18 protein-coding genes are annotated in these 17,274 nt (G+C 51.1%); 12 read left to right on the top strand and 6 right to left on the bottom strand.

Features of this window, described 5'->3' with window-relative positions:
* Positions 1-279 precede the first annotated feature (279 nt).
* The 6 genes from ADN01_RS16795 (at position 280) to ADN01_RS16770 (ending at position 5,436) form a co-directional block, all read left to right on the top strand.
* Positions 280-963: a response regulator transcription factor gene (locus ADN01_RS16795; RefSeq protein WP_062419192.1), complete on the top strand. Its 684-nt coding sequence runs from the start codon at positions 280-282 to the stop codon at positions 961-963.
* A 4-nt stretch (positions 964-967) separates the two neighbouring features.
* Positions 968-2,194 (top strand): sensor histidine kinase, encoded by a 1,227-nt coding sequence (locus tag ADN01_RS16790; RefSeq protein ID WP_062419191.1) that lies wholly within the window; start codon positions 968-970, stop codon positions 2,192-2,194.
* Between the two features lie 156 nt (positions 2,195-2,350).
* On the top strand, positions 2,351-3,244 hold the full coding sequence (locus ADN01_RS16785) for a mechanosensitive ion channel family protein (RefSeq protein ID WP_075071300.1): 894 nt from the start codon (positions 2,351-2,353) through the stop codon (positions 3,242-3,244).
* Positions 3,245-3,401: 157 nt separating this feature from the next.
* Positions 3,402-4,028 (top strand): hypothetical protein, encoded by a 627-nt coding sequence (locus ADN01_RS16780; protein ID WP_062419190.1) that lies wholly within the window; start codon positions 3,402-3,404, stop codon positions 4,026-4,028.
* Between the two features lie 374 nt (positions 4,029-4,402).
* Positions 4,403-4,996, top strand: coding sequence for an HXXEE domain-containing protein (locus ADN01_RS16775; RefSeq protein ID WP_062419189.1), 594 nt, complete (start codon positions 4,403-4,405; stop codon positions 4,994-4,996).
* A gap of 5 nt (positions 4,997-5,001) precedes the next feature.
* The gene (locus ADN01_RS16770) at positions 5,002-5,436 is read left to right on the top strand and encodes a MarR family winged helix-turn-helix transcriptional regulator (protein WP_082142896.1); all 435 of its coding nucleotides are present in this window, start codon (positions 5,002-5,004) and stop codon (positions 5,434-5,436) included.
* A gap of 137 nt (positions 5,437-5,573) precedes the next feature.
* On the opposite strand, the gene ADN01_RS16765 is transcribed toward ADN01_RS16770, so the two are convergent.
* On the bottom strand, positions 5,574-6,110 hold the full coding sequence (locus ADN01_RS16765) for a GNAT family N-acetyltransferase (RefSeq protein WP_062419187.1): 537 nt from the start codon (positions 6,108-6,110) through the stop codon (positions 5,574-5,576).
* Positions 6,111-6,775: 665 nt separating this feature from the next.
* On the opposite strand from ADN01_RS16765, the gene ADN01_RS16760 reads away from it, so the two are divergent.
* The 6 genes from ADN01_RS16760 to ADN01_RS16735 all read left to right on the top strand — a co-directional run bounded on the left by ADN01_RS16760 (position 6,776) and on the right by ADN01_RS16735 (position 11,420).
* Positions 6,776-7,501: a hypothetical protein gene (locus ADN01_RS16760; protein WP_062419186.1), complete on the top strand. Its 726-nt coding sequence runs from the start codon at positions 6,776-6,778 to the stop codon at positions 7,499-7,501.
* A 53-nt stretch (positions 7,502-7,554) separates the two neighbouring features.
* On the top strand, positions 7,555-7,815 hold the full coding sequence (locus ADN01_RS16755; RefSeq protein ID WP_062419185.1) for a hypothetical protein: 261 nt from the start codon (positions 7,555-7,557) through the stop codon (positions 7,813-7,815).
* A 208-nt stretch (positions 7,816-8,023) separates the two neighbouring features.
* Positions 8,024-8,848 carry a type II CAAX endopeptidase family protein gene (locus ADN01_RS16750; RefSeq protein ID WP_062419184.1) on the top strand — a complete coding sequence of 275 codons (825 nt, stop codon included), beginning with the start codon at positions 8,024-8,026 and terminating at the stop codon, positions 8,846-8,848.
* Between the two features lies 1 nt (position 8,849).
* The gene (locus tag ADN01_RS16745; protein WP_062419183.1) at positions 8,850-9,608 is read left to right on the top strand and encodes an SDR family NAD(P)-dependent oxidoreductase; all 759 of its coding nucleotides are present in this window, start codon (positions 8,850-8,852) and stop codon (positions 9,606-9,608) included.
* 114 nt (positions 9,609-9,722) lie between these two features.
* Positions 9,723-10,763, top strand: coding sequence for a CPBP family intramembrane glutamic endopeptidase (locus ADN01_RS16740; protein WP_160318456.1), 1,041 nt, complete (start codon positions 9,723-9,725; stop codon positions 10,761-10,763).
* A 90-nt stretch (positions 10,764-10,853) separates the two neighbouring features.
* Positions 10,854-11,420: a DUF7010 family protein gene (locus ADN01_RS16735; RefSeq protein WP_062419181.1), complete on the top strand. Its 567-nt coding sequence runs from the start codon at positions 10,854-10,856 to the stop codon at positions 11,418-11,420.
* A 143-nt stretch (positions 11,421-11,563) separates the two neighbouring features.
* Here ADN01_RS16735 and opp4C read toward each other — a convergent pair whose 3' ends face one another.
* The 5 genes from opp4C to ADN01_RS16710 form a co-directional block, all read right to left on the bottom strand.
* Entirely contained in the window at positions 11,564-12,520 is a 957-nt protein-coding gene (opp4C, locus tag ADN01_RS16730; protein WP_082142895.1) for an oligopeptide ABC transporter permease, read from the bottom strand.
* A 13-nt stretch (positions 12,521-12,533) separates the two neighbouring features.
* Positions 12,534-13,505, bottom strand: a complete 972-nt coding sequence (locus ADN01_RS16725; protein ID WP_062419180.1) for an ABC transporter permease — start codon at positions 13,503-13,505, stop codon at positions 12,534-12,536.
* A 74-nt stretch (positions 13,506-13,579) separates the two neighbouring features.
* Positions 13,580-15,334, bottom strand: coding sequence for a peptide ABC transporter substrate-binding protein (locus ADN01_RS16720; protein ID WP_062419179.1), 1,755 nt, complete (start codon positions 15,332-15,334; stop codon positions 13,580-13,582).
* A gap of 75 nt (positions 15,335-15,409) precedes the next feature.
* Entirely contained in the window at positions 15,410-16,213 is an 804-nt protein-coding gene (locus ADN01_RS16715) for a cyanophycinase (RefSeq protein ID WP_062419178.1), read from the bottom strand.
* Positions 16,210-16,902: a GntR family transcriptional regulator gene (locus tag ADN01_RS16710; protein WP_062419177.1), complete on the bottom strand. Its 693-nt coding sequence runs from the start codon at positions 16,900-16,902 to the stop codon at positions 16,210-16,212. Before ADN01_RS16710 ends, ADN01_RS16715 begins: the two co-directional genes overlap by 4 nt.
* Between the last annotated feature and the right edge of the window lie 372 nt (positions 16,903-17,274).

The raw sequence follows: 17,274 nt of genomic DNA, 5'->3' as shown, positions 1-17,274 counted from the left end.
CAGGTAGAGTACAATCGTTGGTGTAGGTCATGTGGCTTTTCCTGTGTCGGTGTGGTAACCCATAGGATACACCTGACCTACAACTTTTGTTAAGGTTCAAATCCTACAGAAACAAGAATACACTAACTTTTCTTTTGCATCTGAACCTCCATTTTTATAGTTGTGTTTAATATACCTATCAGAGGTTAAATAAAAAGGAAGAAAGAATTGCGTAATGATGAACAATTCTTAAGAATTGTGTAATACTTTCGGTATACAATAAAATCTGGTGAGAAAAATATGACTCAAATTGTGATTGTCGAAGATGAACCCAGTATCAGCGAAGTGGTCGGCCTTTATTTAAATCGCGCCGGATTTGATGTAACCACTTTCTCGGATGGTTTGTCTGCCTATGAACAATTCGCCAAGAAATTACCAGACCTGGTCATTTTAGACGTCATGCTGCCCGGGATGGATGGTTTTTCGTTAATAAGAAGCATTCGCGACCGCTCGGACGTGCCCGTGATTATGCTTACCTCCCGTCGGGAAGAGAGCGACCGTATCGCTGGTCTTGAACTGGGGGCAGATGATTATGTGGTAAAGCCTTTTAGCCCGCAAGAATTGGTCAGCCGCGTCAGGGCGGTTCTACGCCGGGCTCAATCCAAATCAGATGCACCGGTTCAAGGAACTATTCAAATTGACAATATTAATATCAACCCGCAAACCAGAGAAGTATCCATTGACGGCAACAACGTCACCTTAACCGCCAAGGAATTTGATTTACTTTATCATTTAGCCATTCACCCCAGGCAGGTTTTCTCACGCGATCAATTGCTCGAAAGTATATGGGGACTGCGCGATTTTATCGATCCAAGCACGGTGACCGTTCATATCAGACGCCTACGGGAAAAAATAGAAAAAGACCCCACGGCTCCTACACACCTTGTGACTTCCTGGGGTGTTGGTTATAAATTTGAGCCATGATATCATGAACAAAAACCGCGCGTTATTCTTTGCAAGTGCCGTTGCAATTGTCTTGCTGATTTCTTTGGTAATTTTCTATTTTTTAATGCGCCCCACGCTTGGCGATCTTCAGCATATGGCGCAATTCCTGTCCATTACTGCCGCCGTCTCGATCATCATTGGTTACAGCGCCTATCGTTTTAACTGGTTGAGATTTGCGCCTTCGCTCCGCTGGGTTCTGCTTGGGTCTTATGTGATCGCCAGCCTGTTAACTTTTTTAAATGTTTGGCTGACTGCCCGTTTGATGTTTGCCAGTGAACATGATCTTTTACTGGCAACCGTCTTGCTTCTGTTTGCTGGTGGAATTGCCGTCGCTTTAGGCAGCTTTTTTACCAGTGCCCTCATCGATCGTATCTCACGGCTTGAATCTGCAACACGGTTAATTGAAAATGGGGATCTGGCTGCCAGGGCGGATATCCCCGGGAGAGATGAAATTTCATCACTTGCCGAATCATTTAACAAAATGGCCCAACAATTACAAGCTGTGGATCAAAAGCAGAAAGAGCTTGAAAGACTGCGGCGTGATCTGGTTGCCTGGGCCGGCCATGATCTGCGCACGCCTCTTTCATCGGTTCGGTTACTGATTGAAGCCATTTCCGATGGTGTGGTTACAGATCCAAACGAGATTCAGAAGTATCTTTTACAAGCCAAGAAACATATCGACACCCTTTCGCTTCTGGTGGATAACCTTTTTCAAATATCTCAATTGGATTCAGGGGGTATGCCTCTGAATTTAGAACTCGCCTCACTCAGCGATCTCATATCTGACACTTTAGAAAGCTTTTCCAGCCTGGCCGCACAAAAGGGAGTGAAATTATGTGGTTTTGCTGAGGATGGCGTCGATCCTGTAACTATGGATGTGCTCTGGATGGGGCGTGCGTTTAATAACCTTGTCAGTAATGCAATCAGATACACACCAAAAGATGGCGAAATTAACCTGACAGCCACGTATGATGGAAATCATATCTTTGTCAATATCAGTGATTCTGGAGAAGGGATTTCGCCTGAAGATATACCGCACGTTTTTGAGCGTTTCTACCGGGGTGATAAATCTCGCAGCCGCATCAGCGGCGGCTCGGGACTGGGTTTGGCGATTACCAAGGGGGTGGTCGAAGCCCATCACGGTGATATCACGGTTCAGAGTGATCGCCGCACGGGAACCGTTTTTACAATTTCATTGCCAAGGCATTAATCCTCTATTCTTCAACGATTAACTGAATTTGCTACCTGGAGAGGTGAGAGAAAGGAAGTCCATACCAACTCAGATCAAGTCAAGTTGCTGAAGCCAAAACGATACCATTGAGTTGTTTCTGTCTTCTGATGTTGAGAAAATTGCCTGAGAGGACACATGGATACTTTGAATGCAATTTGGTCGAATGAATTCTACCAAAAGATCATCCTTTCGGTTTTGATTTTGCTGATTCAAGCCGCAATTCGGTACTTTTTGCTGGGTTACGTAATCAACCGAATTCCTGATGAAAATCCTCATTTATACACTATTCGCAAAGTATCAAATTATGTCATTTCTGCCCTTGCTGGTTTATTGATCTTTGGAGTTTGGATACAACGCTTGGGTGATTTATCCGTAGCGTTAGGAATTCTTGCGGCAGGTTTAGCATTTGCCTTGCAGGAAGTCATTGGGAGCATTGCTGGTTGGATCACAATTATCGCAGGAAAACCGTTTACCATTGGCCACCGCGTGGAAACGGGCGGAATTCGAGGCGATGTAGTAGATATTGGCATATTACGAACAACGCTGATGGAAATAGGTAATTGGTTGAATGGTGACCATAACACGGGAAGAATTGTGACGGTATCCAACGCATTCTTATTCAAAGAGCCGCTGTATAACTACTCAGTACACCTGCGCTTTGTGTGGGATGAAATTAAAATACCGATTACCTATGAATCAAATTGGAAAAGAGCAATTGAAATCATGTCCACTGCTGTGCATGAACACCCAGCTTACCAGGAACTGCTGCCGAAAGCAGAAAATCAACGACGAGAAGTGCGCCGTAAATTAGCAATAAAAATGACGCCGCTAGAGCCTCGCACTTATTTGAAAATTACAGACAATTGGATTGAGTTAGGATTGGTGTATCCTGTTGACACAGATTTAAGACGCTCCTTTCGAAGTGAGATTAGTCAGCGATTATTAACTGAGTTTGAAGCAGAAAAAATTACGATTGCTTCTCAAACAATCTCAATTGTACAATTTCCCGGAAATTCTGAGCCTGGATAATCAAACAGGCCAACAAAGCGCGCGGTGGATGGGCAGGATTCTGCGTGATTTAGAATCGTTCTTCTGGCTTTGGGTTTTACTGCCCTCAAGTCAAATTTTTGTTTTGCTCACTTGCAGCTACTGTTAGCTGTTAGGCTGAAAACACACAGGTCAACGAATGACAAAATCCACTCTCAATTTATATAAGAAATATTTTCAAGAACGGCAATTTGAACGCCTGGATTTGTTTCAAATTATCGCCGAAAAATTCAATGTTGAACGAGCCTTGTATCCAGGAAGTTTTGTCCACATCACACCGTCGTTTGTTTTCCCCAATGTTGTCTACGTGGACAATGACAAACAGGCAAAGCAATTCTTTGGTGAGCCCGAAATATTTCAATTTATTGCCGAAAGAAAGATTTACCCGCAAGAAGCAAAGGTATCTTTTCATTTCGCCGATTACAGAGTTGGCTTTAATGAAATGGCCGGCAGTTTTGATTTACTCATTTCCCAATATGCTGGTTTTGTGGGGCAACAGTGTAAACAATATCTAAAAACAGGCGGCTTGCTTTTGGCAAATGATAGTCATGGTGACGCAGGTATGGCACACCTGGATGATGATTATCAGTTAATAGCAGTTTTCTCTGTAAAAAATGCGAAACACAGGATCAGCCTAAATAATCTCGATGAGTTTTTTATTCCAAAGGCACAGATTGCGATAACGAGGGAATATCTCGAAAACCTACAAAAAGGCATTGGTTATAAAAAGACCGCGAGTGGATATTTATTCCAAAAAGTTCATTAAGGTGGGCTTGAGTCTTAACCACGATGGTGTCTTCCAGTCCTTCGAGCGCAACAAAACGTGTAAATTAAAAGATGGCTAGAGGACCCTACCCAAAAGATACGCTACGGAAATCTATTAGTGGCCCCAACGCGCCCGGCAGAACGCAGCATCCCCTCAGGGAAGCGTAAACCAGAGGTCGTCCGATAGGCTTTTCTACAAAGCACAAACTCACCCAAATTCCTATTAGACGGAGGATAGCCCTTCAAAGACTGGCTTGCTAAAATTATCCTGATCAAGGCTGCCTTTCGGATTGACGTCTTATCTTTATGGATCTATAATCATTGATAAGTCAACGATATCAACAGGTGTATTTAGATTTGCAGGAGGGGCGTCCAATGAATTATCGAAAAATCAACCGTTTTTGGCAGTCTGCCACACTCTTCCTGGCGCCGCCATTGATTGTTGTGTTGATCTGGTTCCGCCCATCTATGGACCCTTACCAGTGGCTGCTCTGGCTGCACCTGCCCTTGCTGATGCTGCATGAGGCGGAAGAGTACGTGCTGGCGCCCACCAGTTTTAAGGAATTTTTCAACCTGAAATCGCCCATGGGCACCCAGACCGATCAGGATTATCCATTGGACGAAGGGTATGTCTTTCAGGTGAATCTGGTGATCGCCTGGCCGATGGTGATCCTGGGCGCCGTACTGGCACCCGTGGCCCCCTGGCTGGGATTTTCGATGATCTGGTTTGAGCTGATCCTCAACAATGTCATGCACACCATTCTTTTTCAAGGCGCCAAGCCAGCCTACAACCCCGGCCTGATCACCAACTCCTTCCTGCTGCTTCCGTACGGCACCTGGACTTTGCTGACCGCAGCGGGCTTTTTCACCCCGCTGGATTGGGTGCTTTCGGCCGTAGTGGGCGTGGCAATCACCGCGGTGCTGGCGAATAAGACGCGCGGGCGTTTGGCTCGGGCAAAGGCAGCATAAGCAACATGCGGTCGATTAATCGGCACGTCAGTCTTTTGTTTCGCATGGGTGAGCGCTTTTTGAACCGCAGACTGGCGGGCAGCGGCATCACCAGCGGAACGGCGCCACTGCTGCTTGAATTGCGCGGCGGCGAGGGGCGCAGCCCGGCTGCCCTCTCTGCCGCCATTGGCGTCGACAAGGCACATATTACCCGGGCTCTCCAATCCTTAAAGCAGTCCGGGTACGTGGCAATCGTCCCTGATGTGACGGATCGGCGCAGCATCGCTGTTTCATTAACTCCCCAAGGCCAGGCCGCCGTTGAGAAGGTGGAAGAGGCCATGCGCGCCTGGATCGCGATTGTCAGCCGGGATGTCAGTCAGGCAGATGTGGATACAGTCAATGCGGTGTTTGATCAGTTCTACGCCAACGCCCAACAGTTCTTCCGTGATGGATCTACATAACCTTACGGGCAGATCCCTTATCAAGAATCAACAGCAGGCAGAAATTTCTGCACCAATCACCCCCTGCGTACCCGGCTGGCGGCTGCTGCGGATTTTTTGGATCGATTCTCTGAAACGAATAGCGATTGAACCGCTATCTATTTGCTGAAAAAATCCGATTCAAGGATTGCGTACACCCGTTCGTCAGCCCAACCATCGTTGAACCAGCGCGTCTGGCGCAGGTACCCCTCTTGCTTCATGCCGATGTTTTCCATCACTCTGGCCGAAGCGGTGTTTTCCGCGTGACAAAATGCCACCACACGATGGGCCTGTAGATCATGGAAAGCGTATGCCAGCATCCGGCGTGCAGCCTCGGATGCGTATCCTTTGCCCCAATCCTCATGTCGTATTGCCCAGCCGATTTCCCACTCGCGGATGTCAGGATTTTGACTGTTCAGCGAGACATGCCCAATCACCGTATCCTCAGGCGGAACTGTGACCGCTAAATACACATGCATACGAGGTGTTTCGCCTGCTGTGCGAATAACCCGCTCTAAAAAATTGTATGCGGCTTCGCGATCGGGCATGCCCTGCTCGTAGAGGCGCATTTCTGGGGGATTGGCGTACGCAGCCAAGGCGTCCAGGTCGGCGGGACGAAATTCTCTGAGGCGAAGACGAGCACTAACAAGTTCCATAACCTCTCCAATGCTGTCCTGTGATAGGGTAATATACCACACCTTTTCCGCTGCCCGTATTTCAAAATATCATGTAAAATTTTAACCGGATGTTCTTTTTCATCGCCAAAACCCACGCTCCTAACCTGTCATTTGGACGCCATTCTGCAGCCGGGTTGCCAGGTGGCGCTCATTCTGTACCTTCCGGGTTCGGCAAAATAACTGCATTGACTCAATGGCCACTGTTCATCATTTACATCCCAATCGGCGGTTAATGCTCGCCAGGAGAGTTGATCCATCGCTGCCGCTGGCGCGTTTACGCACGTGGGACAAATAATCCAGATTTGCACAGCAGATCCGTGCTTCAATGCGGATGATGCGGGTAGTTTTTTTGGGGGGCGATTTACAAGCTTGCCGCCCTCGGCCGCTATATTCGGGACTACCTGCTGGAAGAAGTGCTCAACCATCGGAAATTGCACGTCCGCGGGTTTCTCCTTCGAACCTGCATGGTGGCGCATTTCAACGCTGATCTATGCTCGGTTCTTTGTGCTGAAGAGGCCAGCGTGGCAGAGGGGCAGTCCATGATTGCAGGTTTGGAGCGCGCGAATCTGTTTATTATTCCGTTTGATCATTAACTGCAATGGATCTAGTGTCGGTTTCATATCAGGAAGTCCCTGAGGACCCTAATGAAATTCAATAATCTTCAAAAACCCTTCTTCATGTTGGTAGTCCGGTCGTTGCTCTTCTTGATTTTTCAGCTTTTAATCGCATTAACATTTCTCCTTAGCAGCGAACCCGACTCGTGGAACGCCTCTGCAGCCTGGTGGCCTTTTGCAATCATTTTCACCGACCTGGCCTGTCTGGCGTTACTGATTCGTTTTTATCGCCAGGAAGGCAAAAATTTTTGGGACGTCTTTCGAATCGAAAAACGATTCATCAAATCGGATCTGCAGTTTATGTTGGGTTTTTTAGTCATCAGTGGACCGATCGGTTATTTACCCAATGTTCTGACCGCAAAGTGGCTTTTTGGTGATCCTCAAATTGCACTCGATTTGCTGGTGCGTCCACTACCTGCCTGGGCGGCCATCACAAGCGCAGCACTTTTTCCCATCCTACAAGGGCTGGTGGAAATCCCCACTTACATGCTTTTTTCAATGCCGCGCCTCGAACAGAAGATGCGGCCGTGGCTGGCAGTTGCGCTGGCAAGTTTTTTCCTTTCATTTCAGCATGTTTTTGCGCCTCTTCTGTTTGATGGACGTTTCATCACTTATCGCCTGGTGATGTTTTTACCTTTTGCCATCCTGATTGCCCTTGTCATGCGCTCTCGCCCACGGCTGATGCCGTATATAGCTGTCATCCATGTACTGATGGATCTGTCCGTGGCGGTCATGTTCCTAATGGTGATGAAATAATCCTGATTGCATATCTATACGTGTTTCTGGAAACTTTCAAAAAGGATCATCTGATGGAACTCGCTGCAGGGTTTTTGATCGTGGTTATTAGCATTTTGCACATTATTTACGGCGAAAAACAGCCGGCAGCCAACCTTGGTAAACTCACGAAGGATTCAATTTTGATTGGGTCCGTGCGAGTGATGTCTCTTCAGGGTGGAGTATTGCTTTTCGCCGTCGGATTGATTCAGATCCTGAACTTTCTGAATGTGATCACCATCATAGAACATAATGATGGAGCACTGTACTGTCGACACGCTGGAAGCGCCCCATGATCGTCGTAAGGATTCTAGCGGTTGAAAATAAACCCGATGATCCATTCTTAGGGCAGTTGCATCGGTATTCACGCTGTAGCGCAGGCCACTGAATTATATGATTCCTGGATTGGGTGGGTCGGGTTCTGTATCCGCTACAATTGAAATCGATGGGGTATCGCATCAATGAGCCTCGGCACAGAACAGCAATAAAGAAAGATGGTGAGATTTGAAAAAAATATCTTCGGGCAAATTCATTCTTGCAACCTTTTTATTCACCTGGATTTTGCAGGGTATCGCTATCTTGAGTGGGCAATCCAGTAAAGACTTCCCAGCCATCCTCTTCTATATTCTAGGTGGCTGCGGACCTTCTTTGGTGGCGGTCTTCTTCGTATGGCGCAATTTCGACACGGAGCAGCGGCGTGAGTTTTGGTCTCGTGTTTTCAGCCCGCGACGAGTCAAACCTATGTGGTGGATCATCACGCTGATCGTGATCCCAGCTGCCATGTTGTTGGGTGTCTGGGTCAATGCACTGCTGGGCGGAAGTTCACCCCGCATGGATTATTTCAATCTCTTGAAAATTCAACCGGCTGAGATTCCAGTTTTCATTATCATGATGATGATCGGCGGACCGTTAGCAGAGGAACTGGGTTGGCGCGGAATTTTGCTTGAGACATTTCAGAAAAAGTGGTCTGCGGCAATCTCAACTTTGGTCTTGTTCCTCATCTGGTGGCTCTGGCACCTCCCATTATTCTTCTTGCCAGGCACCACCCAATTTGAGTGGGGACTTTTTGGCAGTATGTTCTGGATGTTTACGATGAACGTTTTCCTGCTGAGCATCTTGATGACCCTGGCTCACAACGCGAACCGGAGCAGTGTTTTAGCGGCCATTTTGATCCATTTTTCATACAACGTCACCCTCAGCCTGCTTGTTCCGTACTCTGTCCAAACGTTTGCATTCATGACGACATTCCTGGCTTTGCTGGCCGCTGGGATCTTGGCCGCTCGGAAATTCTGGTCTCGAAAAATTGACCCGGCACGATCGGCTGGATGACATGAAACGAGTTATTCTCATCACGGGTGGAAACAACGGTATTGGTCTGGCAATGACGCAGTCTTTGTTGGCAATGGATGATCGTGTTGCCGTCTTGGATCTTGCCTTGGAGAATTTGCCTCAAAACTCAAACTTGCTCCCATTTGTTTGTGATGTGACCAAACCGCCACAGATCCAGAAAGCTGTGGACGAAATCGTAGATCGGTGGGGGAGCGTGGATATTCTTGTTAACAACGCTTGTTTGGCTTTTTTTACTCCCTTTGAAGATCGCACAATAGATGACATCCGCAGCGAGTTCGAAGTGAATTATTTTGGTTATCTCAACCTGATTCGTGCAGTGCTGCCGATTATGAAAAAACAGAGTTATGGGGTAATTCACAATCTTAGTTCGGGGGTTGGTTTCACGGGTATGCCAGGAATGACCGGGTACACCTCCACTAAAGGGGCTATTGAAGCCTTGACTCGCACTCTTGCGTTGGAATATGGCCCGAGCAACATCACCTTCAATGTTATGCACCCGCCGCTGACGCGTACCCATTCCGCCGCGGGTTTCGGCATTCCATTCGAAATGATGGCTGATCCTGAAGCCGTGGGGCGCAAGCTAGCCAAACTGGTCGGGAAAACGAACCCCATGTTAGCAGCTGGCTTTGTTCATAACATCCAACTCCAGATGAGTTACCACCTGCGGGTGCCTATGGGCAAACTGATGTCTATGTTTTCAGAAAAAGCCAGACAAAATAAAAAGGAGAATTCGGCTTGAATTGAATTTTAAAACGATAGGGGATATGGAAAAAAAAGCGGATACTTCGAACAAGATGATCATAAGATTGAGGGAAAAATGCAAACACAAATACAATCACCCGTTATTTCTGATTTGAAACCCAACTGGCCGCACGTCACCTGGTTCTTAGGCCTGGCTTTTGGATTATCCTGGCTGGTGGATCTGGTTTTATATTTGAACGGCGGTTTGAGCAACCCGGCTACCATGCTGATGCTGCAATTCCAGATGCTGCTGCCGGCCTTCTCGGCGATGCTCCTGGGTGCATTTTTCTTCAAAGAAAGCCCCATTTATTACCGTACCCACCGCAGTGCCTCCCGCTGGTTTGTCTATTACTATTTTCTACTCACCTTTCTCTATCTGCTGGGCGCTATTGTGTCATTAGCCCAGCCTGACAGGACGACGACCATCAGTTCGCTGCTGCTTATTCCCAGTGTGCTCGGACTGGTTCTGCTAATTGTTCTGCGTTTGGTGGGCGGGAAAGACACCTTCGCCAGCGCAGGCATGGCGGGCGGCAAGGCCCGCATCTGGGCATTGTACGGACTGGGGCTGGTTGCCTATTACGGTTTCCAGACCCTGCTCAACTACCTGCTTGGGTTGGGAAAGGTGGTAGACCTGGCGGCTGCTTTCCCGCAAATGGCTGCGGCGAACCTGCCGGCCGGGGCATTGCTGCCCATTATGGCGCTCAACACCGTGGTGATCGGACCGTTCCTGGGATTAATCATCGCCTTTGGCGAAGAGTACGGCTGGCGCGGTTACCTGCAGCCGGAATTGATCAAGCTCGGCCGCGTCCGCGGCGTCTTATTGCTGGGGGTGATCTGGGGCGCGTGGCATTGGCCGGTGATCTGGATGGGGTACAACTTCCCCGGCCAGCCGGTGCTGGGGTCGCTGGCGATGGTGGGGCTGGGTGTGCTTCTCGCCTATTTCTTCGCGCACAGCGTCTTCAAGTCACAGGGTGTGTGGACGGCGGCCTACCTGCACGCGCTGAACAACCAGGCGCTGAGCTTCTTCTTCATGGCTGTGGTGACCCCGTATGACAATTTGCTCTCTTTTGGTGCGGGGTTCCCGGGGTTGGCGCTGGGCGCTGTCGTGGTTCTGCTGCTCCTGCGCGACCCGGTGTGGAAAATAACGGAGTAGGAAGATTCGCTGGGCCGCTGCGATTTCCGGCTGCAGAGGTCAGGCCTAATTATCTTGGGTATCAAATCGCAATCCACAGGAGGTTAGGGAATGGAAATCAAAGAATGCCAGCGGGAGATGCGCTCTGCATTCCTGGGCGGCTTTGCGGGGCAGCTTGTTTCCGGTTTGATCTGGCTGGTCTCTTCGCTGGCCAGCTCCATTTTTTCGCACACGGTTGGCATGGCGGTGCTGTTCTTTGGCAGCATGGGCATTTTCCCCCTGACACAGGCCTTTCTGCGCCTGCTGGGCCGGCCTGGCAGGGTCGGCCCCGAAAACGGGCTGTGGCCGCTGGGCAGTCAAACTGCCTTTATCGTTCCCATCAACTTTCTGCTGGTGGGCGCGGCTGTGCTGTATAAACCGGATTGGTTTTACCCCGCGGCGATGATCGTGGTGGGCTCTCACTATCTGCCCTTTCTGACGTTATACGGCATGAAGCTGTTTGGCCTCCTGGCTGGAATCCTGGTGATCGCCGGGGCCGGGCTGGCGCTGTACGGGCCGCCTATCTTCAGCCTGGGCGGCTGGCTGACCGGGGGGGTGCTGCTGGCCTTTGCTTTTGCCGGGCGGCAGATCGTCTTGCAGGAGGAAACGCAGGGGAAACGTACCAGCACCCTGCGTTAATCCGGCGCGGCCGCCCGGGTTTTCGCATCCTCTGCCATTGGCCATTGATTTACAACATCAGGGCTGTCGGGTGATTTTTCCCGACAGCCCTTTGTGATGAGTGGGTTTATCCGTAAGATCTGCGGTGATTTTCCAAATGGGTCTTACCCGCGTTCCACGCGATACGGATCCAGAGCGTCGCGCAGACCGTCGCCGATGAAGTTGATGGCGATGACGGTAATAAAAATCATCATGCCGGGGAAGATGGCTGTCCAGGGGGCTGTGGTCATCTGATTCTGGGTGTTGCTGAGCATGTTGCCCCAGGTGGGGGTGGGCAGCTGCACTCCGAATCCCAGGTAGGATAACCCCGATTCGGTGATGATGGCGCCGGCAAGGCCCAGGGTGGCAGCGACGATGATGGACGAGGTGACGTTGGGCAAGATGTGGCGGAATAAGATCCGGCGGTTGGAGGCGCCGATCATGACCGCGGCCTGAACAAACTCCTGCTGACGCAGGGACATGGTATCACCGCGCACCAGACGCGCCACCGTCATCCATGCCAGAACGCCAATGACAAGCGCAATGGGCCAAAAAGAGCCCGCTCTGGCCCAGGGCAGATCGAGTTTGCGCAAAAAGGTGGTCAGGACGATCAATACAAACAGCCGCGGGATGGAGAGGAAAATTTCCGTGATGCGCATCAGGATGGCATCGGACCAACCGCCAAAGAAGCCGGAGATCAGGCCAATGAGGGTGCCGATGGCTATGGCCGTTGCCATGGATAGTAAGCCTACCGAAAGGGAGATGCGCCCGCCATACCAAACGCGTGTCCACATATCGCGCCCCAGATCATCAGTGCCAAACCAGTGGCTGGCGGACGGCGGCTGAAACCGATCTCTTAATACCATGTCGGTGGGCGAGTATTGGGTAAAAAGGGGAGCGAAGATGACCAAAATCAAAATGACCAGCAAAATGGCCAAACCCACAACCGCCATGCGGTGCTGTAAAAACTGGCGCAGCGCTAACTGGCCAAAGGAGCGGGGTTTTTGCTCCAACTTGCTGGGAGCAGAATTTTTGGACGAGGCCGGCGCAGACGAGCTTTGGGGTGAAGATTTTTCGGTCATTTTATTCCCTGGTTTATGAAAGCGTGATTCTGGGATCAATCGCAGTGTAAATCAGGTCCACCAGTACACTGGAAACAATGATCAACGCACTGAAGATCATCAAGACGGCCATCAGTACGGGGTAATCTGTTTTAAGGGCGGCATCGAAGAAGAGACGGCCAATGCCGGGCCAGGCAAAAATGGTCTCGGTGAAAATGGCCCCGCCAAATAGATAGGGCAGATCCAGACCGACGAGGGTGATGATGGGAATCAGGGCATTGCGCAGGGCGTGGCGGGTCATGACCAGATTTTCAGGCAGCCCTTTGCCGCGGGCGGTGCGCACATAATCTTTGTGGATGACTTCCAGCATGGAAGCGCGCATATAGCGCATGTACCCGGCTGCCGAAACAAGCGACAGCATGGTTACCGGCAGGATCATATGGCGAATTAAGTCCCAAAGGTTGAAAGCTTCACCAGGAGTTCGCATGCCAGATCCCGGAAGCAGCGGCCCACCCCCTGGGGCCTGAAGACTGACCGAAAAGACGATGATTAACAGCAGCCCAAACCAAAACACAGGCAGTGACTGACCCGCCAGGGCCAGGGTGGTCAGCACGAGGTCAATCACGGAATATTGTTTTAGTGCAGAGTAAATGCCGAGTGGTATGGCAATGGCGAGGGTAAAAAACAGCGATACACCCATCAGCAGCAGCGTGTTGGGCAGCCGGTCGCCAATTTCTTCAATGGCTGGGCGTTTGGACACAAAGGAATTGCCCCAATCCCCCTGCGCAAGGTTCCCCAGCCACTTCACGTAACGGACTGGAACCGGATCATCCAGGCCATACTTTGCCCGCAGGCGGGCATAATCTTCTTTGGTGATGTCTGGATTATCTTCATAGGCGTTCATGATGCCGCCTGGTACCGCACTGATAAGCCCGAAGATGATCATGCTGATGATCAACAGGGTGAAAACTGCCTGTAAGAAGCGGCGCAGAAGATATTCAGCCATGGGGCGTTGCTCCCATAATGAGATGGTAATGGTACCGGCCGGAACTCCGGCCGGTACCTTAATGGATCAGGATGCTATTTCTTCAACCACCAGTTTTGAGTCTCCCAGGAAAGGTCCACGAAACTGGGAGAGATCTGGAAGTTTTGCAGGGACTTGTTGTAACCGGAAAGCAGCAAGCGCTCGTACAGGAAAATTCGAGGGAGATCTTTGTTGATCTGGCCGGCTACATTGCAGTACAGTTCGGCGCGTTTGGCCATATCGGTGGTAGCGGAGGCCTCATCTAACCAGGCATCCACATCCGGGTTGCTGTAGCGCGAGTAGTTGCTGCCCGAGCCTTCATTATCCTTGGAGGGGATGCTGAGCGAGTGGTAGTTGGAGAACAAATGGCTGTCGGGGTCGCCGCCAAAAGGCCCGGTGGTGTAGAGCAGGATGTCAAATTTACCCACCTTGCGCAGGCCGCCGGAGGACCAGCCAGCGAACAGCGTGTCACTTGGGACGTTTTCGATGACCAATTTGACGCCCAAGGGTTCCCACATTTTCTGCAGCACTTGTTCGGTCTGTTCGCGGAGCTGGTTGCCCGAGCTGGATGTGATTTTCAGCTCCATCTTGACGCCATCTTTTTCGCGCACATTGTCGCTGCCCATCTTCCAACCGGCCTCATCCAACAGTGCAGCGGCTTTTTCCATGTCGTAAACGCTGGGTTCTTGCGGGCAGGCAAAGTCGCCGGCGGGCAGAACGGTGGAGCCGATCTTGACATTGCCAGACAACAGGGCATCGACAATGGCTTGCTTATCGGTGGCCATTTGCAAGGCTTCGCGCACTTTTAAGTCGGAGAGGATCGGGTGGGGGGCGTTTGTGGCGTCGGCTGGCGCACTGCCGTCAGTAACGCCGAAATTGAGCAGGAGCAGTTCGTTTTCACCCGTGACGGCGCCGGCGTAACCCACATTCTTGTCGGCCAATTTTTCCAGGGCCGGGAAATCGGATTCGACCAGATCCCACAGAACGTTGATTTCACTCGTGCCCAGCAGCTGCATTCCGGTCTCGCGAGAAGGCAGGATCTTAATGATCACTGAATCGAGATAGGGTTTGCCTTCTTCGCGGAAGGAGGCATTTTTCTCAAGGATGATTTGATCGCCAGCCTTCCATTCTTTCAGCACCCAGGGGCCGGTGCCGATGGGGGCACGGTTGAAAGCCCAGTTATCCAGATCTTCCAATTTGCCGGCATTATCAGGCAAAATGAAGTTGAACAGACGCATGTACGGCGCATAGACTTTTGTGAATTTCGCCTCGACCGTGAACGGATCGACACAGGTCAGGGTTTCAATATCTTTATAACCCGAAGTGCTGGCCTGCGAAGCGTCCGATAGAACGGCGTCCAGGGTAAATTTGACATCATCACAGTTGAAATCAGAGCCGTCGCTGAACTTGACGCCCTCTTTTAATTTCCAGGTGATGGTGAGGCCATCGGCGGTTGCGGTGGGCAGCTCTTTGGCTAACACGGGCTGGTACTTGCCCGCGGGGTCGACCAGCACAAGGCCTTCAATGATCATGGCGCTAACCCAATCTTCAACCGATGAGGCCTGAAGCAGTGGGTTGAGAACGCCGGGCTCCTGCGGCGTGCCAATGACGATTTTACCGCCGGGGACGACCGCGTTGGGATCGGTGGTTGGCGCAGCTGTTGGCGCAGGGATATCCGTAGGCTTTTCAGCCGGTGCAGCACTGGGCTGCTCCGCAGGGGCTGCTGGGGCAGCCGGTGCGGCGGGTTGGCAAGCCGCCAGCAGCACAGAGGCCAGGACGACCAGAGCCAAGATGTGTTTCAGGGTTTTCATTTATCCTCCTACAAGTTTGGTGGGTACAAGGGTTTGATTATGGGAACGAAAGCGGCTCCCATGCGGATGAATGGGCTAAGCGGATTCGGACATAGGGGTTTTTATTTCAGCGGTGCGCTGCGATATATCATAGCTGCAGCCAGCGGTGAGTATCGAGAGGCTCATCCCGGCAAAAGCGACAATCTGACGGGAGGTTCGTTCTGCAACGTCTGTGGCAGTCATGCGCGTGCCATCCACGATGGTGACCGAACCAGCGCCGATGACGTTTAATTGGCCGCTGTGGATGACTGCGCAGGTGTTTTCGTCAATGCCCACGCCAAGCAGGGCCGGGTTGGCGTTGATCGCGTAAATCAGGCGGCCCAACCGGATGCGCTGCGAAAAATGCTGGTCAAATATCATCGTGTCGATGAATCCCAGACCAGGAGCCATGTGCAGGCTGTCAGCCCGCGGCAGCTGCCCGCTGCGCCCGGAGGCAATCATCGCTGCTGAAAGGGCGGCCGCACCAGCCGACGTGCCCGCGATCACACAACCGCGCCGGCAGGCTGTCTGAAGTTCTGCATGGTAAGGGCTGCCTCCCAGAACTGCGCTCAATCGCATTTGGTTTCCCCCTGTAAAGAAGATGCCTGTGGCTTGCTGAAGCATGGGGAGGTAGTCTGCTTTGGCTGTATCCAAACGCTGATGGATGGGCAAAATGACCGGCTGTGCCTGGCAGCCCAGTTCCATCAGACGGTTGGCTACCCGGCTGGCAGATTCTGGATCCGTGGAGGCGGTGGGGATGATGACGTATTTCCCAAGCGTTCCGCCGGAATGTGCGTGGAACGCCTCCAAAATGGGGCCGTTCAGATCCAAACCGCCGCCGATGGCCATCAATGTCGTCATTTTTGGCTGCTTCGTAAAACACGAATGAGATCGTTTCCGGCGGCTTCGATATGACGACGGGCAACCGTTTCAGCTTGATCGGGATCATGATTTTCCAACGCTTGAAGTAATGCCAGATGCTCATCCGTGTCGTGCATATCGCGCTCAGGCAGGGGGCTGGTGGCAGTACGAAGAAAATTGCTCCACAGCATGCTTGGGAAAGATTTCCACATTTGGGTGATCGTGCGGATCAGATATTTGTGTTTGGAAGCGGCCGCGATATTCAAGTGGAAGGTCTTATTGAGCTGGCGGTAGAGGGGCAAATCCTCCGGCGCTAGCGCCTGGCGCATGTTTTGGTAGAGCTGATGGAGTTCATCCAGCTCGGACCGGGTGATGATGGCGGCAGCCGCCCGGGCGGCTTTACTTTCAAAATAGGCGCGGGCGTCGTACAGATCGGCGATGTCATCGATCACGAAATCAATCACCTGCACGCCGTGATAGGGGACATGTTCCAAAAGGCCTTCGGCTTCAAGGATCTTGAAGGCCTCGCGAATGGGCATCTGGCTGACTCCATATTCCTGCGCTAGTTTTTCCTGCCGAAGCCAATCACCAGGCGGATATTTTCCTTCGAGGATGTCGGTGCGCAGACGTTCAGCAACGGAAAAACCGAGCTGTTTATGGCTGATGGTAGGAGCGGAGGAATTGTCCATTTTTAACCTGGCAGGTTTCTTGGTTCAGATGGAAGCTGTCCGCAGTGATGCAACGATTGAGACAGCGTGGATGAAGGTGAGGAGAGGGGATTGAATTTGATATTTGATATTATATCTAATATCAAATATCATGAATAAATTAGCATATTCCGGCGGCAAAGTCAATATGTTTTAAGGGGTGAATTTTGAATCTCACTGATTCCGCGCCGAGGATGGCAGTCTGGCGCGGGGTTCGACGTTGATTCGGGGGCGTTGGGATATCATCCCCGGTTGGCGGGTGATCCTTGAGATCTGGCTGGGTGAGGTTCTCTATCTACCCCTGGCTGCTATTCTCCAAATAGCTCGAGGAGTTTTAGTCGCCCGAGCAGAATT

The sequence above is a fragment of the Levilinea saccharolytica genome, from assembly GCF_001306035.1.
Lineage (GTDB): Bacteria > Chloroflexota > Anaerolineae > Anaerolineales > Anaerolineaceae > Levilinea > Levilinea saccharolytica.
The sequence above is the reverse complement of the archived record's forward strand: the minus strand, read 5'-3'. Positions and strand labels throughout refer to the sequence as shown.